At 63.5% G+C, this 20,858-nt stretch carries 17 protein-coding genes; 4 read left to right on the top strand and 13 right to left on the bottom strand.

The genetic code is table 11. The annotated features are described in order from the left end of the window. Positions 1–29: 29 nt before the first annotated feature. The gene (locus NDO48_RS15610) at positions 30–1,289 is read right to left on the bottom strand and encodes a glycosyltransferase (protein ID WP_018430834.1); all 1,260 of its coding nucleotides are present in this window, start codon (positions 1,287–1,289) and stop codon (positions 30–32) included. A gap of 421 nt (positions 1,290–1,710) precedes the next feature. Then, complete coding sequence (locus tag NDO48_RS15605; RefSeq protein WP_018430835.1) at positions 1,711–2,148, bottom strand: Lrp/AsnC family transcriptional regulator; 438 nt, start codon at positions 2,146–2,148, stop codon at positions 1,711–1,713. Positions 2,149–2,493: 345 nt separating this feature from the next. On the opposite strand from NDO48_RS15605, the gene rocF reads away from it, so the two are divergent. Further along, the gene (gene rocF / locus NDO48_RS15600; RefSeq protein WP_026227771.1) at positions 2,494–3,414 is read left to right on the top strand and encodes an arginase; all 921 of its coding nucleotides are present in this window, start codon (positions 2,494–2,496) and stop codon (positions 3,412–3,414) included. Then, positions 3,414–4,472, top strand: coding sequence for an ornithine cyclodeaminase (locus NDO48_RS15595; protein ID WP_018430837.1), 1,059 nt, complete (start codon positions 3,414–3,416; stop codon positions 4,470–4,472). Before rocF ends, NDO48_RS15595 begins: the two co-directional genes overlap by 1 nt. 154 nt (positions 4,473–4,626) lie before the next feature. Here NDO48_RS15595 and NDO48_RS15590 read toward each other — a convergent pair whose 3' ends face one another. Next, positions 4,627–5,280: an aspartate/glutamate racemase family protein gene (locus NDO48_RS15590; RefSeq protein WP_026227772.1), complete on the bottom strand. Its 654-nt coding sequence runs from the start codon at positions 5,278–5,280 to the stop codon at positions 4,627–4,629. A gap of 2 nt (positions 5,281–5,282) precedes the next feature. Continuing rightward, on the bottom strand, positions 5,283–6,734 hold the full coding sequence (locus tag NDO48_RS15585) for an MFS transporter (RefSeq protein ID WP_018430839.1): 1,452 nt from the start codon (positions 6,732–6,734) through the stop codon (positions 5,283–5,285). A gap of 253 nt (positions 6,735–6,987) precedes the next feature. On the opposite strand from NDO48_RS15585, the gene NDO48_RS15580 reads away from it, so the two are divergent. Together NDO48_RS15580 and NDO48_RS15575 are read left to right on the top strand one after the other, a co-directional pair. Continuing rightward, the gene (locus NDO48_RS15580; protein WP_018430840.1) at positions 6,988–7,830 is read left to right on the top strand and encodes a MurR/RpiR family transcriptional regulator; all 843 of its coding nucleotides are present in this window, start codon (positions 6,988–6,990) and stop codon (positions 7,828–7,830) included. 188 nt (positions 7,831–8,018) lie between these two features. Further along, entirely contained in the window at positions 8,019–10,694 is a 2,676-nt protein-coding gene (locus NDO48_RS15575) for a DNA translocase FtsK (RefSeq protein ID WP_267321788.1), read from the top strand. 85 nt (positions 10,695–10,779) lie between these two features. Here NDO48_RS15575 and NDO48_RS15570 read toward each other — a convergent pair whose 3' ends face one another. The 9 genes from NDO48_RS15570 to NDO48_RS15530 all read right to left on the bottom strand — a co-directional run bounded on the left by NDO48_RS15570 (position 10,780) and on the right by NDO48_RS15530 (position 20,818). Beyond that, positions 10,780–11,493 (bottom strand): outer membrane protein, encoded by a 714-nt coding sequence (locus tag NDO48_RS15570; RefSeq protein ID WP_267321761.1) that lies wholly within the window; start codon positions 11,491–11,493, stop codon positions 10,780–10,782. A 282-nt stretch (positions 11,494–11,775) separates the two neighbouring features. After that, positions 11,776–12,792: an NADP-dependent oxidoreductase gene (locus NDO48_RS15565; protein WP_267321760.1), complete on the bottom strand. Its 1,017-nt coding sequence runs from the start codon at positions 12,790–12,792 to the stop codon at positions 11,776–11,778. A 175-nt stretch (positions 12,793–12,967) separates the two neighbouring features. Then, a complete protein-coding gene (gene pepT / locus NDO48_RS15560) occupies positions 12,968–14,200 on the bottom strand; it encodes a peptidase T (protein ID WP_267321759.1) in 1,233 nt (410 codons plus the stop codon). 97 nt (positions 14,201–14,297) lie between these two features. Beyond that, positions 14,298–15,296, bottom strand: coding sequence for a phosphate acetyltransferase (pta, locus tag NDO48_RS15555; RefSeq protein ID WP_267321758.1), 999 nt, complete (start codon positions 15,294–15,296; stop codon positions 14,298–14,300). Positions 15,297–15,355: 59 nt separating this feature from the next. After that, the gene (gene xsc, locus NDO48_RS15550; protein WP_267321757.1) at positions 15,356–17,131 is read right to left on the bottom strand and encodes a sulfoacetaldehyde acetyltransferase; all 1,776 of its coding nucleotides are present in this window, start codon (positions 17,129–17,131) and stop codon (positions 15,356–15,358) included. A 108-nt stretch (positions 17,132–17,239) separates the two neighbouring features. Continuing rightward, entirely contained in the window at positions 17,240–18,640 is a 1,401-nt protein-coding gene (locus tag NDO48_RS15545; RefSeq protein WP_018430847.1) for an NAD(P)/FAD-dependent oxidoreductase, read from the bottom strand. Between the two features lie 23 nt (positions 18,641–18,663). Further along, positions 18,664–19,050: a nuclear transport factor 2 family protein gene (locus NDO48_RS15540; RefSeq protein ID WP_018430848.1), complete on the bottom strand. Its 387-nt coding sequence runs from the start codon at positions 19,048–19,050 to the stop codon at positions 18,664–18,666. A 135-nt stretch (positions 19,051–19,185) separates the two neighbouring features. Beyond that, complete coding sequence (locus NDO48_RS15535) at positions 19,186–20,013, bottom strand: ABC transporter permease subunit (RefSeq protein WP_267321756.1); 828 nt, start codon at positions 20,011–20,013, stop codon at positions 19,186–19,188. Beyond that, on the bottom strand, positions 20,006–20,818 hold the full coding sequence (locus NDO48_RS15530) for a taurine ABC transporter ATP-binding protein (protein ID WP_018430850.1): 813 nt from the start codon (positions 20,816–20,818) through the stop codon (positions 20,006–20,008). The genes NDO48_RS15535 and NDO48_RS15530 overlap by 8 nt, the downstream gene beginning before the upstream one ends. Positions 20,819–20,858 lie beyond the last annotated feature (40 nt).

The raw sequence follows: 20,858 nt of genomic DNA, 5'->3' as shown, positions 1-20,858 counted from the left end.
ATGTCCAATAGCTGACTGGATCCGCCGCCTTACACGATCGGCAGTGAAGTCAGCACGGCGGCAACCAGCGTTGCGAGCCGCACCGCCTCGGTGTCCGAGTTATGGGCAAGCAGAACCCTGGCCCGGCCGGCCAGGCCCATCGTTGCAAGTTGCGCAGCGGGTACCTTGGCCAACTGGCGGATCGTTGCGGCCAGGGCCGACACATTGCCGGCCGGAACGAGCCAGCCGGTCTTGCCCGGCTCGACCAGCTCCGGCAGCCCGGCTATGTAGGTGGCGATGACAGGGCGGCCAGCGGCCATCGCCTCCATCGCGACCACAGGCAGGCCCTCAGCAAAGCTGGGTAGGACAAGGGCATGTGCGGCAGCGAGTTCGGCACGGACGCGACGCTCGTCCACCCATCCGGTGACGGTAACGTGCCCCTCAAGGCCGTTCGCCTTGATTGTCGCCTCAACCTCCTGGCGCAGGTCCCCATCCCCGACAAGGGTCAGATGAAGATTCGGCAATTCGTCCCGAAGTTGCGCGATGGCTTCCAGAAGCAGGAGCTGTCCCTTTTGTTCTACGAGACGGCCGACCGAGACGAGGCGAACCCCGGAATCCGGAAACGGCTCTGGTTGCGAAAAATGTTGCGGCTCGACGCCACAGTGCACGACATGAATGCGGTCCCATTCCTCATGTTTGGACCAGCGGTACAGCTGGCTGCGACCATATGAGCTGACTGCGACCGTAAATGCAGCTCTCTTGATTTTCTCGGCGAGCCCGATGGCCAACGGTTTGTCGAATTCTTCCGGTCCGTGGACAGTGAAGCTATAGGGCAGGCCGCTCAGAATGTGCGTCAGCATCGCCACGGTGGCGGAGTTCGTGCCGAAATGTGCGTGAAGATGCTTGATGTCGAGCGACTTGCAGCGACGGGCGATGTGGCAAGCTTCGACGAAATAGGCGATGTGGCGCAGAAGCCCTGCCTCTGAGCGCCTCGACATCTTGATGGCCAGCTTCAACGCTGCGAGCGCACGGCCGGGGGAGACGAACGCTTGCCGCGCCGTTTCAAGAAGGAGCTTCGCACCACCAAGCGCAAGCACATGCTCGGTGCGGCTGTCTTCGGCAATGTCGGCCGGATCAACGAGTTGGCTTGTTGCGCCCCTCATTGCAAAGCGCTGCACCTTCAGTCCCTGCCGCTCCAGTGCCTGGATTTCGCGGCGGATGAAGCTGTGCGATGGCATTGGGTAAGTATTGATGATGTAGGCGACATTCATGGCCGGATGGGCCGCTGTAAAGCGCGGTGTCATCTTCATAGCGGATGCCTTGCACTTGCACGCCTTGGCAGGAGGGTCACATACCGTACCCATGGTTCGTCTGGAGGAGGCGCAGCTCGCACTTCATGCCTGGCACCATCGTGAGTACAGATGACTTCCAAGTTGCTGCCTCGCAATGCACATTCTTCGCCTGCAACGGGCAACAACTCTCGCACGTCTACTGATTTGCAGTCGAATCCTATCAACGAAAGTCCAACCATCGCTGAGCCGAAAATCGGCTGAAGATCCGCACCCACGCGTATATTTGTAGCGGTTTGGCTCATTTACGGCAATACACTTGTCCGGCAAGGGCTAATTGCCAGTCCGTATGGACGCTACCCGCAAATGGCGCCAACGATGGCCCGGTTGATGGGAGATAATGCCGATTGAGCGCGTCCGAATTGTGACGCCTGCCTAGCGCCTATAATTTCGCCCGCGTGCTGCGTGGCGTGGCAAGGAGCAGGCTGGTCTCGCTGCCGGTGATGCCTGGAATCAGGCGGATGCGCCGCAGCACCGCGTCGAAATCGGATAATGTCTGCGTGCCTAGTTCGACGACGAGGTCCCAGCGGCCATTGGTCGTATGGATCTGCGATACTTCTGAAAAGCCGCCGAGCGCGCGCACAACCCTGTCCGAGACATGCCCCTCGATCTCGATCAGCATGATGCCGCGCACCGGCTGGTCGACGGCGTCAGCACGCAGGATCACCGTGTAGCCAATGATGTCGCCCGATTTCTCCAGCCGTTCCATACGCGAGCGGACGGTGGCGCGTGAGACGCCCAGGTCGATCCCGATGTCGGAGATGCTGCGCCGCCCGTGGTGGCGCAGGAGAGTTACGAGCCGCTTGTCGAGTTCGTCCATTGTGGTTTTCCACTTCGCACAAATTAGCCGCCGTTTCGCAAGGCTTGCATATCGGAATCGCTAATACAATGGCCTCACGTCGCCTGACCTCACCAACCATCCGATGCGGGCGCGGACGGTGGTGCGCGGCAGGCGAGGGCTGGTCGCAACATAAGAGATGCTGCTCGGTCCGACGCGGGCGGCGACAGGGCGACGACTCTTATCAAATTTGGCGGGAGATTTGTGCATTTTGAGAAATATTGCTGCCGTTTTGAGCAGAAAGCATATCGAAAGTGCCAATTCAGTGGCTTCATATTGCCAGCCGCCATCGGTTCAATCGTGACCTGATTGACACGGGTTTGACCAATGCACTGCAAAATCATCGGAGTTCCGCTTCAGGACGGCGCTGGCCGCATGGGCTGCGAGATGGGGCCGAGCGCGCTGCGCACGGCGGGCATCGCGCCAGCCCTTGCCGAGCTTGGCCACGAGGTCACCGACCTCTGCAACATCGCGCCCAGGCCTGTGCGGGTAGATATCCATCCCAATCCCGCGCTGAAGGCACTACCGGAGATCGCTGGCTGGACTGCGGCTATTTCCGAGGCGGCTTATGCTGCAAGCGCCGACGGCATGCCGATCTTCATGGGCGGCGACCATGCGCTGTCGGCTGGCTCGGTTTCGGGCATCGCCCGCCGCGCCGCCGAGACGGGCCGGCCGCTGTTTGTGCTCTGGCTCGATGCTCATCCCGATTTCCACACGCTCGACACCACCGCCAGCGGCAATCTGCATGGCGTGCCTCTGGCCTATGCCAGCGGCCTCGATGGCTTCGAGGGTTACTTCCCCAAGCTTGCGGCACCAGTCGACCCGAGGCGCGTCTGCACGCTCGGCCTGCGCAGCGTCGATCCGGCCGAGCGCCGGGCGTTGACCCAGGCGGGCGTCACCGTTCACGACATGCGCACCATCGACGAGCACGGACTGGCCCCGCTTCTGCGCGCCTTCCTCGAGCGCGTCTCGGCCGAGAACGGCCTGTTGCATGTCAGCCTCGACGTCGATTTCCTCGACCCAGCGATCGCACCAGCGGTCGGCACCACCGTTCCCGGCGGCGCCACTTTCCGCGAGGCGCATCTTGCAATGGAAATGCTGCATGACAGCGGGCTGGTCACCAGCCTCGATCTCGTCGAACTCAACCCCTTCCTCGATGAACGCGGCCGCACAGCAATCCTGATGGTGGATCTCGTCGCCAGCCTGATGGGCCGCCGCATCATGGACCGTCCGACCAGGAGCTTTTGATGACCGCCGCCAGTCTCAACATCGTGCCTTTCGTCAGCGTCGACAACATGATGACGCTGGTTCTCGAAATCGGCGTCGACCGCTTCCTCGGCGAGCTCGCCGGCTACATCGAGGAGGATTTCCGCCGCTGGGAGCTGTTCGACAAGACGCCGCGCGTCGCCTCGCACAGCCATGACGGCGTCATCGAGTTGATGCCGACCAGCGACGGCCAGATGTACGGCTTCAAATATGTCAACGGCCACCCCAAGAACACGCGCGAGGGCCTGCAGACGGTCACCGCCTTCGGCGTGCTGGCCGATGTCGGCTCGGGCTATCCGATGCTGCTTACCGAGATGACCATCCTGACGGCACTGCGCACGGCAGCCACTTCGGCGGTCGCAGCCAAGTATCTGGCGCCCAAGGGCTCGGACACCATGGCGATTATCGGCAATGGCGCCCAGTCGGAGTTCCAGGCGCTGGCCTTCAAGAAGCTGCTCGGCATCGACAAGCTGCGTCTCTACGATATCGACATCGAGGCGAGCCGCAAATGCGCCCGCAACCTCGAGGGGCAGGGCTTCGACATCGTCGTCTGCAAGTCTGGCCAGGAGGCGGTCGAGGGCGCACACATCATCACAACCGTCACCGCCGACAAGCAGTGCGCCACCATTCTCACCGACAATATGGTCGGTTCAGGGGTGCACATCAACGCCGTCGGTGGCGACTGCCCTGGCAAGACCGAGCTGCACCGCGACATCCTGCTGCGCTCGGAAATCATCGTCGAGTATCCGCCGCAGACGCGCATCGAGGGCGAGATCCAGCAACTCGAAGCCGACTATCCTGTCACCGAACTGTGGCAGGTGATTGCAGGCAAGGCCACCGGCCGCGCCAGCGACCGCCAGGTGACGCTGTTCGACTCTGTCGGCTTCGCCATCGAGGACTTTTCGGCACTGCGCTATGTCCGCGACGTGCTGCGCCAGACCAGGCACTATGAGGAGCTCGACCTGCTCGCCGATCCGGACGAACCACGCGATCTGTTCGGCATGCTTCTGCGCCACCGGAAGAAGATAGGCCAGGCCTGAGGACTGGTGTCTTGAGCGAGCGCGGCTCGCAACGATGAGCGTCAGGCCACCCCCTAGAGCGTTTCCGCCTTTCTTCTAATCGCGGAAACCCTCTATCTCTTTGTTTTTGCGCAATTCCCGACGGAAAATCGCTGCACGCTTTTTCTGGAGTTGCCTAGGTCGAGACGAGACCGAGAAGCCGTTCGATCGCACTCGGGATCGGGGCGATGACGGGTGTGCCGAACAGCGGCTGAAGCTGCTCCGCCGCCTGACCCAGCGGGCCACCGCCGATGATGACGGCCTCGGCACCGTCGAGCTCGATGCACTGGCGCACGGCTTCCGCCAGCGACTGCTGCAGTAATACGGGGTCGCTTGCCACCGCCACCGGGTCGCCAGGTGTGCAGCGTATGCCGGTGTAAAGATGGGTGAGGCCGAGATCACGGGCCCGACCGGCGATCGCTTCGGTAAGCTCAGGCGTCGAGGTGGCCACGCCGAACCTGCGGCCGCCCTGCGAGGCCTCGATCATCGAGGCCTCGCAGATGCCGACGACCGGTACGCCGACACGCTCACGCAGGGCCGCCAGGCCTGGATCGCCGAAGGCGCTTACCACGATGCCCCGGCAATTCTGGTCATGCCCGGCTCCGATCTCGATCACCTGTTCGGCGGCAGCGGCAAGCTGCTCGCTGTTGACGATCATCTTCGGGTTCCGGGTGGCCGTGGCGATTGCCACGGCCGTCCGTCCTGTCGCCGCCTTGCTGGCGATCGCGTGCATCATGTCGCTTGTCGCATGCGAGCTGTTCGGGTTGATCAACAGGATATGTGCAGTCATCGTCATGCTCTTGCTTCAACGCGGGCGGGCGAGATTTCGGTTTCCTCGGGCTCGGCGCGCTGGGTCAGGTCTTCCATCGACATGCCGTAGGTCTCCGGCCCGAGCTGGATGCAGAAGGCAAAGACCGCATACATGCCGGCTGCCAGGCCGAACACGCCGATCATGCCGTAGCTGTCGAACAGCGCACCGGCGACTGTGGGAATGAACGAACCGGCCGCCGAGCCGGTGGCCAGGATGAAGGCCACGCCGAAGGCGCGGATGCGGGTCGGGAACAGCTCCGGCGCATAGATCCAGATCGAGGTGTTGAGCAACAGCACGAAGAACTGGAAGATCGCGCCGAACATCAGCACCAGGTAGATGTTGGTGCCGAGATAGACGATCGACACGGCGGCCAGGCAGGCGCAGATGGCGCCCAGGGTCAGCACCTTCTTGCGCGGGAAGTAGTAGCCGAACATGGACGCGGCGATGGCGCCGAGCACGCTGCCGCTCTGGATGATCATCGAATAGAGTAGGCTGCCCTGGAGCGTGTAGCCCATCGAAACGAAGATGATGGGCATCAAGGTCAGCACCGAAAGCTGGGCACCGTAGCTCATCAGGATGGCGATGGCGACCGGGATGGTGCGGCCGATGAAGGGTGCGCGGAACAACTCTTTCCAGTCGCTCCTGGTCGGCTTGGCGTCCTTTGCCAGATCAGCGCTCAGATGCTCGCGCACCACCAGGTTCTTGGGCCGAAGCGTGCCGGACTCCAGGATGGACAGCACCTTGTTGGCCTCGGCGATCTTGCCCTGCGAGGCCAGGAAGCGCGGCGTTTCGGGTACGAAACGACGATAGAACACCACCAACAGTGCCGGCAGAGCCAATGCGGCGAACAGCCAGCGCCAGGCGTTTTCGCCCGGGAACAAAGTGAAGATCATCAGGCCGAAAGCGGGTGCCAGGAAGTTGCCGAAGCCGCCGGCGCCGACATTGACCAGGCCGGCTGCGGTGCCGCGGAATTTGGGCGAGCAGAACTCCGACAGCATGGTGACGGCAGTCGAGATTTCGCCGCCGACGCCGAAGCCGACGATGGCACGGGCAAAGCACAGCGTGGCGAAACTGGGCGCCAGGGCGCAGGCCGCCGAGCCGATGGTGAACAGCAGCAGATTGATGGTCAGCATCACGCGCCGGCCGTAGCGGTCGCCGAGGATGCCCGACAGAAGGCGGCCAATGGCCGCGCTTCCGAAGGTGATCGTATTGAGGAAGCCGATATCGGCGCCGGTCAGGCCCCAATGCTCCTTCAGCATCGGTCCGGCCACGCCGATGGTGTTCTGCTCGAAGCTGTCGAACAGGCAGCCGATGAGCACAAGCGCGATGATCTGCTTGTGTGCCCCCGTCACGCCGATGCGGCTCAGCGCCGTTTCCATTTGCTTGATCACCGGCGATGATTTGCCGGATGACATCATCCCTTCCGCTGCCATGGTCTCTCCTCCCTTGGCTCAACCAGATGTGAAAACTGATTTTCACAAAGGTATCACATGAAATTGAGATTTTACAACCCGATCTTGCGAAGCTTGCCGGCTGTGTGAATTGCGTTACCGCCGAAAGTGGTTATGTCTTTGTGATTCCTGTGCGTTTGGCGCGGGAGCGCGCGTGATCGGGCGCTGTGATGCCTTGCGGCGGCGCCGGATAGGCGCGACAGTGTGGCGGACTGGGCGAATGGCGGAAGGCGCTATGGCATCGAAGGAAAGGTCGTTCCTCTTCCGCGTCAGGGAGGCGCTCGAGGATCTTCACCCGGCCGAGCGCAGGCTGGGCGACTTTGTCTGCGACTTCCCCGGCGAGCTGGCCAGTTACTCGGCCTCGGAGCTTGCGACGCTCGCCCAGGTGTCCAATGCGACCGTCTCGCGTTTCGTCAAGCGACTCGGCTACGAGAATTACGAAGAGGCGCGCCGCGCGGCCCGCGAGGAAAGGCAAACCGGCTCGCGCCTGTTCCTGACCACCTCGGCAGATGCGGCCGGCACTCAGTCGCTGTCAGCCCATGTTGCCCAGGGCATCGCCAATATCGAAGGCACTTTCTCCGGCATCACCGACAGCCAGATCGATGACGTCGTCGACGCAATGCTTCAGGCCCGCAAGGTCTGGGTGATGGGCTTTCGCAGCAGCCACCCTTTTGCCGACTACCTGCAATGGCAGATGACGCAGGTGATTGAAAACATCGTCGCCATTCCCGGCGGCGGGCAGACGCTGGGCGAACATCTGGTCAGCGTTGGCAAGGACGATGTGGTCGTGGTCTTCGGTATGCGCCGCCGTGTTGCCCGCATGGACATGGTGCTTGAGGCAATCGAACGGAGCGGCGCTCGGCTGCTCTACATCACCGACGAGGGCCTGCCCCACCGCCAGAGTGCCGCCTGGCATTTCCGCTGCCAGACCCTGGCGCCTGGACCGCTGTTCAACCATGTCGCCGTCATGGCGATCTGCCACCTGCTTGCCACCCGCGCCATCGAGCGCGCCGGCGCCAATGGCCGTGCCCGCCTCAGGGGCATCGAGGCCATTGGCGATGCCCTCGAGGAACTCTAGCCGCGGGCCAAACGGGTCAAAAAAAATCTTCGTGCGGCAACCCATTGGGAACGCTCGGGAGTGCCCGCCCGGCTGTGCCAAAACGGCTCTGATCCTGTCTGCCAGGGCCGATTTCGGAAGGAACTGTTAACCATCGGTTCCTATTGCTCAGGGGACGTTCAAACCGGCGAGTCCTCAGTATGGCATCCATGCGTTTTCCCAGGGCAAATCTATCTGGCACTGACTCCGGGGAGGGTGAGCAGCACCGCCACGAGGCCGCGCGCGAGCAGGCGCATGTGGTCGATTTTGCCGGCCGCATTGTCAACCTGCGCGGCAACGAACACACCTATATGAAGCCCAAGGATGACGGCGCGGTGTTCCCGAATTTCGGCGGCAACGAGGGCGAATTCGCCCGCCCGGGCTGGCAGGACTATTTCTTCCTCGCTCCCAATGTGCGCTTCACCCGCACGCCCGACCGCGAGGTCAAGAAGATCAAGCCCGAGGACGGCGAGCAGGTGCACGACGAGCCGGTCCAGCAGGCGCCAGCCCAGCCGGTCGCGGCTGCACCCCAAACCGCACCGCAGGCTTCCTCCCAAGCTTCGAGTTCAGCCGCCGTTGCCAGGCCTGCCGCAGTGACGCCTGTGCAGTCGCGCCCGGCAGAACCTTCGTTGCAGCGCGTCGTCGAGAGCGCCCAGGTGCTGACCCCGGCTGCGCCCGTGCACGCCCCGACCGCGCCCGCAATGGCTGCCGCCCATGCCACCACGCGCCATCAGGCGGTTGTGGACGCAGCGACCGTTGCTCCGACCACCGCGTTCAGTGCGCGCTGGTCTTATCTGTCGGATCACGCCTTCTTCGAATTTGGCGCGCCCTATGCAGGCGAGTTGTTGCCCCAGATGGCAGCGGCTGCCACGCCTGTTGTCGTCCAGGCACCGCGACCAGCTTTTGTCGCTCCCGTGCGGGTGGCCGCTCCGGCGCCAGCCACGGCATCCCGCCGCACCACGTCCAGGCCGGCATCGGTGGCTGATGTGACTGCGCTCTACAGGGTCATCGAGTGCCCGACGCCGAACCATCCGGTAGTCGCAGACGTCGAAGCTCTGGCCACCACGGTTACGGTCGAGACGCTCGAGCCAATCGCCGCGACGCCTGCCGTCGCTCCGGCGCCTGAGATTCCGGTCGCCGCAGTGGAGGAGGCCGTGGCTGTCGAAACGACAGCGGAGGTCAAGACGCCGACGCGTGTCGCTGCCAACGATGCAGCGCCGGCAGTGGCGTCACGGACCGTCGAAATCACCATGCCGGCTCCGCGCCAGACGCCGTCCTTGCCGATGGCCGGCAAGCTCATGCAGTTCGAGCCCGGCGAGAACTATGAGCTTCCGTCAGAGGAGTTGCTGCAGCAGCCGCCGGAAGGGCAGGGCTTCTACATGTCGCAGGAGCGGCTGGAGCAGAATGCTGACCTTCTCGAAAGCGTGCTCGAGGACTTCGGCGTCAAGGGCGAGATCATCCATGTCCGCCCGGGCCCGGTGGTCACCCTCTACGAATTCGAGCCGGCGCCAGGCGTGAAGTCGTCGCGGGTCATTGGCCTTGCCGACGACATCGCCCGCTCCATGTCGGCGATCTCAGCGCGCGTCGCCGTCATCCCGGGTCGCAACGTCATCGGCATCGAGCTGCCCAATGAGACCCGCGAGACAGTCTATTTCCGCGAGTTGATCGAGTCCGACGGCTTCCGCAACACCTCGTGCAAGCTGGCGCTCTGCCTGGGCAAGACCATCGGCGGCGAACCCGTCATCGCCGAACTTGCCAAGATGCCCCATCTGCTTGTCGCCGGCACCACCGGCTCGGGCAAGTCGGTCGCCATCAACACCATGATCCTGTCGCTGCTCTACCGGCTGAAGCCGGAGGAATGCCGCTTGATCATGGTCGATCCCAAGATGCTGGAGCTTTCGGTCTATGACGGCATCCCGCATCTTCTGACCCCCGTCGTCACCGATCCCAAAAAGGCGGTCACCGCGCTGAAATGGGCGGTGCGCGAAATGGAGGACCGCTATCGCAAGATGGCACGGCTCGGCGTGCGCAACATCGACGGTTACAACCAGCGCGCGGCGATCGCCCGCGACAAGGGTGAGACCGTGGTGATGCAGGTGCAGACCGGCTTCGAAAAGGGCACCGGCGCGCCGCTGTTCGAGGAGCAGGAAATCGACCTCGCACCGATGCCCTATATCGTCGTCATCGTCGACGAGATGGCCGACCTCATGATGGTCGCGGGCAAGGAGATCGAGGGCGCCATCCAGCGCCTCGCCCAGATGGCGCGTGCCGCCGGCATCCATCTGATCATGGCGACCCAGCGTCCCTCGGTCGACGTCATCACCGGCACCATCAAGGCCAACTTCCCGACCCGCATCTCGTTCCAGGTGACGTCGAAGATCGACAGCCGCACCATCCTCGGTGAGCAGGGCGCTGAACAGCTGCTCGGCCAGGGCGACATGCTGCACATGGCCGGCGGCGGCCGTATCGCCCGTGTCCACGGCCCGTTCGTCTCCGATGCCGAGGTCGAGCACGTGGTTGCCCACCTCAAGGCCCAGGGACGGCCAGAATATCTTGAGACCGTCACCGCCGACGAGGAGGACGAAGCGCCTGAGGTCGACGACAGCGCGGTCTTCGACAAGAGCGCCATGGGTGCCGAGGATGGCGACAACATCTATGACGAGGCGGTCAAGGTGGTGCTGCGCGACAAGAAGTGCTCGACCTCCTACATCCAGCGCCGCCTTGGCATCGGCTACAACCGTGCGGCGTCGCTGGTCGAGCGCATGGAAAAGGAAGGCATCGTCGGCGCTCCCAACCATGTCGGCAAGCGCGAGATCATGCTCGGCAAGCGTGAAGAGATGGATTGAGCGCTTCGGCGCTCATCGATAGATCACAAAGAACAGGCCGCGCATTGCGCGGCCTGTTTTCTTAGTAATTCCATGAGGGGCGTACTTAGAACCGATAGTTGATCCCCAGTTTGAAGGCATGGATGTCGAAATTATCGTCATAGGTGCGGAAGAGGGCAGGCTCGTTGAGCGCGAGATTCGCATCAAATCGATAGAATTGATATTCGCCTCTGATCGACCACTTTTCGTTGAGTGCCTGTTCTATACCTGCGCCGACTGTCCAGCCGGTCAGGGTCTCGGATCCGCTTGCGTTCACGGTGTTAGCCAACGATATGTCGCTCATCGAGAGCTTGGTAAAACCAACGCCACCCTTGACATAGAACAAGGTGCGATCCATGGCATAGCCCAACCTGCCGGTTATGCTGCCGAGATAAGTGAACTCGTTGTCGTTGGTTGCAATAGGTCCACCCGCAACTGGAAAGCTGACAATATCGCTTGTTCCGTTGGCCCAGGAATAGGCCAGCTCACCTTCGACGCCGACCACCATCGAGCCCCACTGGTGATTGTAACCGACCTGGCCGCCTAGAAGTGCGCCGCGTGCATCGGGAGATGCCGTCTCAGCTCTGACACCACCTGGCGATAGATAGGCACCTTCGCCGCTGCCTTTGCTGTAGCCGAGTTGGAGCCCGATATATCCGCCTGTCCAGACAAAGGGAGCCCCGACGGAGGTTGGAACAGGCTCTGAAGCGACAACGTCTGCAGCCGAAGCCGTGCCTGCAGCCAATGAGACGAGCACGATAGCAAGCGCGGTAGATTTCATCCCAAGCTCCCCCTTGTTTAGGGGAATGCTATATGCATGATTTACTTGTGCAAGCAGGAATTGCGTTCGCCGGCTACGGTTGCGCTCTTGGGGTTGCGGTCTTGCAACACTGGCGCGAACAGCTGCTAGCTAGGTGGCAGGAAAGTTGCCGCGCCGCGCGGCTTTGCTCTCCCAACGCACGAAGGCTATCGTCGGCGCGCCCAGCCATGCTCGGCAAGCGCCAGGAAGACTGAGCGCTTCGGCGCTTGGCAGGCGGGCACTCCGTGAAGACATGGAGGCCCTCTATGAGCTTGTCATCTGCACGACCACCTTGCCTTTGGCGTGGCCGGCTTCCAGGTAGGCAAAGGCTTTGGCAATGTCCTGGAAGGGAAAGACACGGTCGATGACGGGTCTGACCGTGTCGTCGGCAATCAGCCCGGCGAGCTCGGTCAGCTCGCTCCCGCTCGGATGCATGAAGAGGTAGCGGTAGGAGACGTGATGTTTCCGGGCCTCCGCGCGCAAGCGGTAGGAGATGAACCAGAAAAGCGTCGCAAGCACGGCACCGCGGCCCAGATCCTTGCGCGCGGTCTCGGGCTCCGGCATGCCGGCAATCGAGACCACTTTTCCGCCTGGTTTGACCACGCCGAACGACTTCATCAGCGTTTCGCCGCCAAGCAGATCAAGCACCCCGTCCATGTCGCGCAACTCTTCCTCGAAGCGTTGCGTCGTGTAGTCGATCACCACGTCGGCGCCGAGTTGTTCGACAAGCGCCCTGCCACGTGGCGATGCCGTCGTCGTCACCTCGGCTCCGAGCCATTTTGCCACCTGAATGGCGAAGGTGCCGACGCCGCCCGCTCCCCCCGGAATGAAGATCCTGTTGCCTTGCGTCACATGGAGTTCGTCGCGAAGTGCCTGAAGTGCCGTGAGGCCTGCGAGGGGCACACCGGCGGCGGCGTTGAAATCGATGGATGCGGGAATTTTCGCCAGAAAACCTTCCGGGACGACGGCATATTCGGCGAACCCACCCATGGCTTCCTTGGGCATGCGGGCGAAGACCCGGTCTCCCGGAACGAATGACGTGACGGCCTCTCCGCATTCCTCCACGACGCCTGCCATTTCATTGCCCATGACGATCGGCAAGGGATATCGCTTGATGACCCTGAGCTTGCCTTCGCGTGTCTTGTAGTCGACGGGATTGAGGCCCGCGGCATGCACCCGCACCAGGACATCGCCGCGAGCCGGCCGTGGACGCGGTATGTCGTGCAACTGAGCGGCTTCCGGGCCGCCATATCCGGTGAGTACAAATGCCCGCATGGTCATGAGCGCATCCGGTGGCCGATTTCCTTTGCCATCATCCTCTACGAGATGAGGCGCTTGGACAATGCCGCGACGCGCCTATCGAGCAGGCCAACACTTCGCTTGGGGTCGGCCAATCGACGTCGTTGTGAAAGAAAAAGCCGCGCAGTGCGCGGCCTTTATTGTTGGTTGTCAGGCGTTACGCCCGCTCTTCCCAGACCTGGACTAGCTCGACGATGGTGCGGACGGCTTTTTCCATGTCCTGGCGGCTGACCCATTCCAGAGGCGAGTGGAAGGCATGGCCGCCGGCGAAGATGTTGGGGCAGGGCAGGCCCATGAACGACAGGCGCGAGCCGTCGGTGCCGCCGCGGATGCTGCCGCGGACAGGCTCCATGCCGGCGCGGCGGATTGCCTCGACGGCGTTCTCGACGATCTCGGGATGGCGGTCGAGCACCACCTTCATGTTGCGGTACTGCTCCTTGACCGTGAAGCTGTAGGACGAGCCGGGGAAGCCCTTCATCACGTCCTTGACGATCGCCTCCAGCATCGCCTCCTTGTCGGCGAGGCCCTTGTCGTCGAAGTCGCGCACGATCAGGCTGATCGCGGCCTTCTCCATCGAACCGCTGACGTTGGTCGGATGGACAAAACCCTGGCGGCCCTCGGTCGTCTCGGGCGCCTGGCCCCTGGGCAGCCGGTCGACGATGGCGCCGGCGATCTTGATGGCGTTTTCCATGCGGCCCTTGGCGAAGCCCGGATGCATGGCCACGCCCTTGATCTCGATGTCGACGCCGTCCGCCGAGAAGGTCTCGTCCTCGATGGTGCCGGCCGTCTCGCCGTCCATGGTGTAGGCGAAGTCTGCGCCGAGCTTTTCGAAATCGACCTTGTCGACGCCACGGCCGATCTCTTCATCAGGGGTGAACAGGATCTTGACGGTTCCGTGCTTGATCTCGGGATGGTCGACCAGGTACTGCGCCGCCGCAACGATCTCGGCTACGCCCGCCTTGTCGTCGGCGCCAAGAAGCGTCGTGCCGTCGGTGGTGATGATGTCGTTGCCGATCTGGTTCATCAGTTCAGGATGTTCGCTGACGCGGATGATCCGGGATGTGTCGCCCGGCAGCACGATGTCGCCGCCGGCATAGCTGTTGATGACCTGCGGCTTCACCGCAGTGCCGGTGAAATCGGGTGCTGTGTCGACATGCGAGCAGAAGCAGATGACCGGAACCTGCTTGTCGGTGTTCGACGGGATGGTGGCGTAGACATAGCCGTTCTCGTCGATATGGGCGTCCTTCAGGCCGATCGTCAGCAGCTCCTCGACCAGCACCCGGCTGAGGTCCTTTTGCTTGTCGGTCGAAGGCTGGGTCCTCGAGGCCGCATCCGACTGCGTGTCGATGACGACATAGCGGAGGAAACGGTCGGTCACGGTGTAGTTCATGGCTCAATCCATTGCGGCTTGTCGGCGATGGCGTGTCATAGCCTTCGCCACGCATGGAGTGAATGGCCTGCTCTCAAGTTCCGTCGGGCCAGCTGCCTTATGCCTGTCCGGCCTGCACGACCGTCACCGCGATCATGTGGTAGGCGTCGTCGGCGGTGCAGCCGCGTGAGAGGTCGTTGGCGGGTTTGGCGAGGCCCTGCAGGATCGGGCCGATGGCGTCGGCACCGCCGATGCGCTGGGCGATCTTGTAGCCAATGTTGGCGGCGTCGAGATTGGGGAAGACGAAGACGTTTGCCTCGCCATGCAGTGCCGAGTTGGGCGCCTTGGCCGCGCTTACCGCTTCGACGAATGCCGTGTCGAATTGCAGCTCGCCGTCGATGACGAGATCCGGGGCAGAGGCGTGCACCAGCCTTGTCGCTTCGATGACCTTCGACACGCGCTCGTGCGCAGCGCTGCCATTGGTCGAGAACGACAGCATCGCCACCTTGGCTGTGGCACCCGCCAGCGCTTCATAGGAGCGCGCCGACATGCGGGCGATGTCCGCAAGGCCTGTCGCATCGGGATCGACCACCAGGCCGCAATCGGCAAAGACGAAAGCGCCCTTCTTCACATGGTGCGGTTGGCACAGCATCATCAGGAAGAAGCTGGACACGAGCCCGACGCCGGGTGCGCGGCCGATGCATTGCAGCGCTGCCCGCACGGTATCGGCGGTGGTGGCGACAGCGCCGCCGACCGTGCCGTCGGCAAGGCCCTCGCGCACCATCATGGCGGCAAAGACAAGCGGCGAGCGCAGTGCGTCGCGCGCCGCCAATTCGTCGATGCCCTTGGCCCTGCGCAACTGGTGGAATGCCCCGATGAGGCGAGGCGTCAGCGACGAGACTTCGGGGTCTTCTGTCTGGAACCCTGCCGGACGGGAGCCGGCTTCGGCGACGCGCCTTTCGATGACGGAGCTGTTGCCGATCAGGATGATCTGGGCGAGGCCCGCGGCCTGTGCCCGGACAGCCGCTGCAACGATGCGCGGGTCCTCGCCTTCGGCGAGCACGATGCGCTTCGGCGCCTTTTTTGCGGCTTCGATGATGCGGTCGAGCGGCTTCATACAGTCCCCCCCAGATACCGGCCTGCCCGGAAAGCTCCGGGCAGGCCGTGTTGGTGTTGTCAGGCGCGCTGCTGCGGTCGCATGTCGGAGCGCTCAATGCCGGCAACAGGCACCGGTTTCTTCATCGCGTCGCGGCGGAAGGGCTCGCCGAGTTCCTGGTTGAGGATGACCTCGACGAATGTCGTCACCCCATTGACCTGGTCGCCGATCGCCTTGGCGAGTGCCTCCGTCAGCTTCGCCGGGGTGTCGACGACGACGCCCTTGAGGCCGCAGCCCTCGGCGACCTTGGCGTAGCTGAGATTGGGATTGAGCTCGGTGCCGACGAAGTTGTTGGCGTACCACAGCGTCGTGTTGCGCTTTTCGGCACCCCACTGGTAGTTGCGGAAGATCACCATTGTTATCGCCGGCCAGCCTTCGCGGCCGATGGCGCCCATTTCGTTCATCGAGATGCCGAAGGCGCCGTCGCCGGCGAAGCCGACCACCGGCACGTCGGGGCAGCCGATCTTGGCGCCGACGATCGACGGGAAGCCGTAGCCACAGGGGCCGAACATGCCGGGCGCGAGATACTTCCGGCCCTGTTCGAAGCTCGGATAGGCATTGCCGATGGCACAGTTGTTGCCGATGTCGGTGGAGATGATCGCCTCCTTGGGCAGGGCCGCCTGGATCGCGCGCCAGGCCTGGCGCGGCGACATGCGGTCAGCCTCGCGCAGGCGGGCGCTCGCGTTCCACTCGGTGCCGACGTCGTCTTCTTCGTGGTCCATCGACGACAGCTGCTGCAGCCAGGCCGAGCGAGTCTGGTGGATGGCTGCCTTGCGCTGCTCGCGGCCCTCGTTGCCGGCCGATGGCGTCAGCTGTTCGAGGATCTGGCGGGCGACCTGCCGGGCGTCGCCGCAGATGCCGACCGAAACCTTTTTGGTCAGGCCGATGCGGTCGGCATTGATGTCGACCTGGATGATCGAAGCGTTCTTCGGCCAGTAGTCGATGCCATAGCCGGGCAGGGTGGAGAACGGATTGAGGCGGGTGCCGAGCGCCAGCACGACGTCGGCCTTGGCGATCAGCTCCATCGCCGCCTTCGAGCCGTTGTAGCCGAGCGGGCCGACAGCGAGACGGTGGCTGCCGGGGAAGGCGTCATTGTGCTGGTAGCCGCAGCAGACTGGCGCGTCGAGCCGCTCGGCCAAGGCAATCGATTCCGGGATGGCGTTGCCGATGACGACGCCGGCGCCGTTGAGGATGACCGGGAATTTGGCTTCCGACAGTAGGCGGGCGGCTTCCGTGATCGCCTGCGGCCCGCCGGCCGGACGCTCGAAGCGCACGATTGCCGGCAGGTCGACGTCGATGACATGGGTCCAGAAGTCGCGCGGGATGTTGATCTGCGCCGGTGCGCTGCCGCGCCAGGCCTTCTCGATGACGCGGTTCAGCACCTCGGGAATGCGCGAGGGGTCACGCACCTCTTCCTGGTAACAGACCATCTCCTCGAACATCGCCATCTGGTCGACCTCCTGGAAGCCGCCCTGGCCGATGGTCTTGTTGGCCGCCTGCGGCGTGACCATGAGTAGTGGCGTGTGGTTCCAGTAGGCGGTCTTCATCGCGGTGATGAAGCCGGTGACACCGGGGCCGTTCTGGCCGATGGCCATGGACATGGTTCCGGTGGCGCGGCTGAAGCCGTCGGCCATCATGCCGGCATTGGTCTCATGTGCGCAGTCCCAGAACTTGATGCCGGCCTTGGGGAACAGGTCCGACACCGGCATCATGGCCGAGCCGATGATGCCGAAGGCGTGCTCGATGCCGTGCATCTGCAGGACTTTGACGAAGGCTTCTTCGGTGGTCATTTTCATGTTCTTGGTTCCTTTCGAAATCGGGTCGAGAGCGGCCTGGGACGCTCTGGCTTACTAATTGGCGCATCGTGCTTTCCGAAAATCGGGTCCGATTTTCGGGCCGATGCGCTAGAGGATCTCGTCCTTAAGGTAATACCAGCGGTACATTCCCCACTGACCGAGGCGCCGGAACGGCGTCAGCACACCGTGGCTCGGCAGCGGGGAGGTGAAGATCGGCAGGTCGAGGGCGCCGCTCTTGCCGGCCACCATCTGGGCCATGCGGCGGCCGGCCTGCGCCGAATACATGACGCCGTTGCCGCCATAACCCATGGCATAGAACAGCTGCTGCTTCGGGTCGGGCCGGAAGATGCGCGGCATCATATCGTGGCTGACATCGACCCAGCCCCACCAGGAATAATCGACCTCGATGCCGCGCAGGACGGGAAATTTCCGGTGCAGTCCGGCAAGCAGAAGGTCGAGATGTTTCGGGTTGACCGCGTCGCGCCCTGTTATGGCGCTGCGGCTGCCGATCTGCACGCGGCCGTCGGGCAGCATGCGGTAATAGTGGCGCAGCGTGCGCGTGTCGGTCAGCGGGATGCGGGCCTTGAAGTTGAGTATCTCACGCTCGCCTGGCGACAGCGGTCGCGTCACGATCGAGTTGGACAGGATCGGCATCAGCCGATGGCGGGTCAGCTCGTGCAGGCCAGGCGAGGTATAGCCGGCGGTGGCGATGCACACCGTGCGCGCCCTGACGATGCCACCCGGCGTGCGCAGATGGTGGACGCCGCCCTTGAGTTCGCTGCCGAGCACCGGGCTCGACGTGTGCACCTTGGCGCCCAGCTTGCGGGCCAGCCTGAGATAGCCGAAAGCGAGCTTGGCGGCGTGGATGCCCATGCCGTCGGGCTCGTACATCGCCCCCTTGGCCTCGGCGTCACGGACGAAGTCGCTGTGCACCTCCTCACGGCTGACGATGCGGGTCGGGTAACCGAACACCTCGTTGAGCAGGCGCGATTCTTTCTCGAGCGCCGGCATCATCTTGTCGCGGTGGGCGATGTAGAGGTGGCCGCCGTCCTGCGGGTCACAGTCGATCTCGGGCTCGCGGATCAGGTTGCGGAAAAGGTCGAACGCCTCCGATATCTCGCCGTGCAGCTTCCTCGCAACATCGACGCCCCAGCGCTCGATCCATTGCGAGCGCTTGAGCCGGCCAGCCGAGATCTGCGCCTGGCCGCCATTGCGGGTCGAACAGCCCCAGGCAACGCCGTTGGCCTCGAGCACGGTGGCCTTGATGCCATGCTCGCGGGCCAGGTGGATGGCGCAGGAAAGGCCCGTATAGCCGGAGCCGACGATGGCGACGTCGACATCGATGTCTTGGGTCACGGGCCCATCGTCGTCGGGCTGTGGCCCGGCGGTGGCGATCCAGTAGGTCGGCGCGTAGTCCTTGCCTTCGCCCGGATTGGGCGCATGGACCGGATCATAGGCCGGATCGAATGGCTTCCGTCGAGCCATCGTCCGGGCAAGCTGCTGTTCCATCTCCTTGACCTCCCGAGCCTTGCTCAGCCCTTCGCCGCCAGCAGTGGCCGGTTCTTGCGGAAGGCCTGCTTGCGCACGATCTTGCCGCCACCAAGCGTGAACAGGTCGCAGCCCTCGGCCTCGATGCGGCTGCCGTCGGCATTGGTGCCGGAGAAGGTCCATTCCGAGACGGCGCGGTCGCCCTGCACGAAGTGGCCATGGTGAGCCCAGTGGGCGTCAGGCATCGCCTTCCAGACGCCGCTGAAGGCGTTGGCGATCGCTTCGGTGCCCTCGAAGCGGACGCCGTAGACCTCGGGGCCGCCGACGGCGTTGAAGATGCAGTCTTCGGCAAAGAAGCTCATGACGCCGTCGATGTCGTGCCGGTTGAAGGCATCGAAGAGGCTGGCAAGGTCGTCGGCGGTTAGCGACATGGTGTGGTCCTCGTATCTTCGGGGCGGTGCCGGACATGGCTCCGCCAGGGCCGGACGCGCCGGCCAGTTTCGTTGTCTTGGGTGGGCGGAAAGCTCAGCCGGGCGGCGAGGTAGCCGAATGTGCGGACACTGCCATCAGATCTTGCCCTTCCAGGGAATGAGCGTCTTTTCGAGGTAGCGGATCATCAGGTCGAAGGCGAAGGCGAAGACGCCGATGACGATGATGCCCATGATGACCGTGTCGCTGGCGAGGTATTCGGCGGCATTCAGCACCATGAAGCCGAGGCCGCGATGCGCAGCCACCATCTCGGCGGCAACCAGCGTTGTCCAGCCAACCCCGATGCCGATGCGCATGCCGGTGAAAATTTCCGGCAGGGCCGCCTTCAGGATGACGTGGCGGATGACCTGCCCACGGCTGGCGCCCATGGCATAGGCGGCGTGGATCTGCTCGGTCGAGACGGAGCGCACGCCGGCGCGGGCGGCGATCGCCATCGGCGCGAAGATGGCGAGATAGATCAGGAAGACCTTCGGAAACTCGCCGATGCCGAGCCAGATGATGATCAGCGGCAGGTAGGCGAGCGGAGGCAGCGGCCGGTAGAATTCGATGATCGGGTCGAACAGGCCGCGGATCGTGCGGTTGACGCCCATCAATATGCCGACCGGCACGGCGGTCGCCAGCGCCAGGAAGAACGCGCCGAGCACACGCCCGAGGCTCGCCAGCGTGTGTTGGGTCAGGGTCGAATTGGAGACGCCCTCGGTCATCGCGATGACGAACTTGTCCCAGACGGCGACGGGCGAGGGCAGGAAAAGCGGCCTGACCCAGCCCATCTCCGTGACCAGCAGCCAGACCGCGAACAGCACCAGCGCGGTAAGCAGGCTGATATGGCCGCTCATGCCTTCGCCGGGGGCGCCGTAGATCTTGCCGGGGCGGACCGGCTTGGCCTTGGTGAGGCGCTCAAGCATGCGCGAGTTCCGGGTTTCCGGACTGGCGCTCGTCGCCGTAGATGATGCCGAGGATCTGTTCGCGCATGTCGATGAAATCGCGGCTGGACTTGATTGCACGGGCGTTGCCCTCTTCAAGGAAGCGTCTGTTGAAATCGAGCTCGTAGGTGTGGGTGATGCGGCCCGGCCGCGGCGACATGACGATCAGCCGCGAGCCGAGGAACAGCGCCTCCTCGACGCTGTGGGTGATAAAGAAGAACATCTTGTTGGTGAGCTGCCAGACCTTGAGCAGCAGTTCCTGGATGGTTTCGCGGGTCAGCGCGTCGAGCGCTGCCATCGGTTCGTCCATCAGGAGCATGGAGGGATCGCAGGTGAGCGCCCTGGCGATGCCGACGCGCTGCTGCATGCCGCCCGACAGGTGGTAGATCATGTGGCGGTGAAAATCCTGCAGGCCAACAAGCGCAAGATTGCCGGTGGCCAGTTCACGGCGTTCGGCCTTGGCGACACCGCGCAGCTTGAGCCCGAATTCGGTGTTGTCGATGACGTTGAGCCAGGGCAGCAGCGCGTGCTTCTGGAACACGACACCGCGGTCCGCGCCGGGACCGGTGACCTGTCGGCCACCAAGCGTGATGTCGCCGGCGGTCGGCGCCATGAAGCCCGCCATGAGGTTGAGAAGCGTTGTCTTGCCGCAACCCGAGGCCCCGAGCGCCACGACGAAGTCGCCGCTGTTGACTTCGAGGTTTACGCCCTTGAGCGCGACGATCGCCTGGTCGGAATAGAGACCGGGGTAGGTCAGGCTGACATTGCTGACTTTGAGACTTTCCATTTCGCCGGCCTTTCGCAAGCAGAGCAGTCGAATGGTGGGG

This window comes from Aminobacter sp. MET-1, assembly GCF_026521175.1.
GTDB lineage: Bacteria > Pseudomonadota > Alphaproteobacteria > Rhizobiales > Rhizobiaceae > Aminobacter.
Note: the sequence above shows the minus strand (reverse complement) of the source record. Positions and strands in the feature narration are given on the sequence as shown.

Bases quoted from the DNA above. Each gene is read 5' to 3' on its own strand.
- NDO48_RS15610 (WP_018430834.1), bottom strand. From the start codon at position 1,289: ATGAAGATGACACCGCGCTTTACAGCGGCCCATCCGGCCATGAATGTC.
- NDO48_RS15605 (WP_018430835.1), bottom strand. From the start codon at position 2,148: ATGGACGAACTCGACAAGCGGCTCGTAACTCTCCTGCGCCACCACGGG.
- rocF (WP_026227771.1), top strand. From the start codon at position 2,494: ATGCACTGCAAAATCATCGGAGTTCCGCTTCAGGACGGCGCTGGCCGC.
- NDO48_RS15595 (WP_018430837.1), top strand. From the start codon at position 3,414: ATGACCGCCGCCAGTCTCAACATCGTGCCTTTCGTCAGCGTCGACAAC.
- NDO48_RS15590 (WP_026227772.1), bottom strand. From the start codon at position 5,280: ATGACTGCACATATCCTGTTGATCAACCCGAACAGCTCGCATGCGACA.
- NDO48_RS15585 (WP_018430839.1), bottom strand. From the start codon at position 6,734: ATGGCAGCGGAAGGGATGATGTCATCCGGCAAATCATCGCCGGTGATC.
- NDO48_RS15580 (WP_018430840.1), top strand. From the start codon at position 6,988: ATGGCATCGAAGGAAAGGTCGTTCCTCTTCCGCGTCAGGGAGGCGCTC.
- NDO48_RS15575 (WP_267321788.1), top strand. From the start codon at position 8,019: ATGCGTTTTCCCAGGGCAAATCTATCTGGCACTGACTCCGGGGAGGGT.
- NDO48_RS15570 (WP_267321761.1), bottom strand. From the start codon at position 11,493: ATGAAATCTACCGCGCTTGCTATCGTGCTCGTCTCATTGGCTGCAGGC.
- NDO48_RS15565 (WP_267321760.1), bottom strand. From the start codon at position 12,792: ATGACCATGCGGGCATTTGTACTCACCGGATATGGCGGCCCGGAAGCC.
- pepT (WP_267321759.1), bottom strand. From the start codon at position 14,200: ATGAACTACACCGTGACCGACCGTTTCCTCCGCTATGTCGTCATCGAC.
- pta (WP_267321758.1), bottom strand. From the start codon at position 15,296: ATGAAGCCGCTCGACCGCATCATCGAAGCCGCAAAAAAGGCGCCGAAG.
- xsc (WP_267321757.1), bottom strand. From the start codon at position 17,131: ATGAAAATGACCACCGAAGAAGCCTTCGTCAAAGTCCTGCAGATGCAC.
- NDO48_RS15545 (WP_018430847.1), bottom strand. From the start codon at position 18,640: ATGGAACAGCAGCTTGCCCGGACGATGGCTCGACGGAAGCCATTCGAT.
- NDO48_RS15540 (WP_018430848.1), bottom strand. From the start codon at position 19,050: ATGTCGCTAACCGCCGACGACCTTGCCAGCCTCTTCGATGCCTTCAAC.
- NDO48_RS15535 (WP_267321756.1), bottom strand. From the start codon at position 20,013: ATGCTTGAGCGCCTCACCAAGGCCAAGCCGGTCCGCCCCGGCAAGATC.
- NDO48_RS15530 (WP_018430850.1), bottom strand. From the start codon at position 20,818: ATGGAAAGTCTCAAAGTCAGCAATGTCAGCCTGACCTACCCCGGTCTC.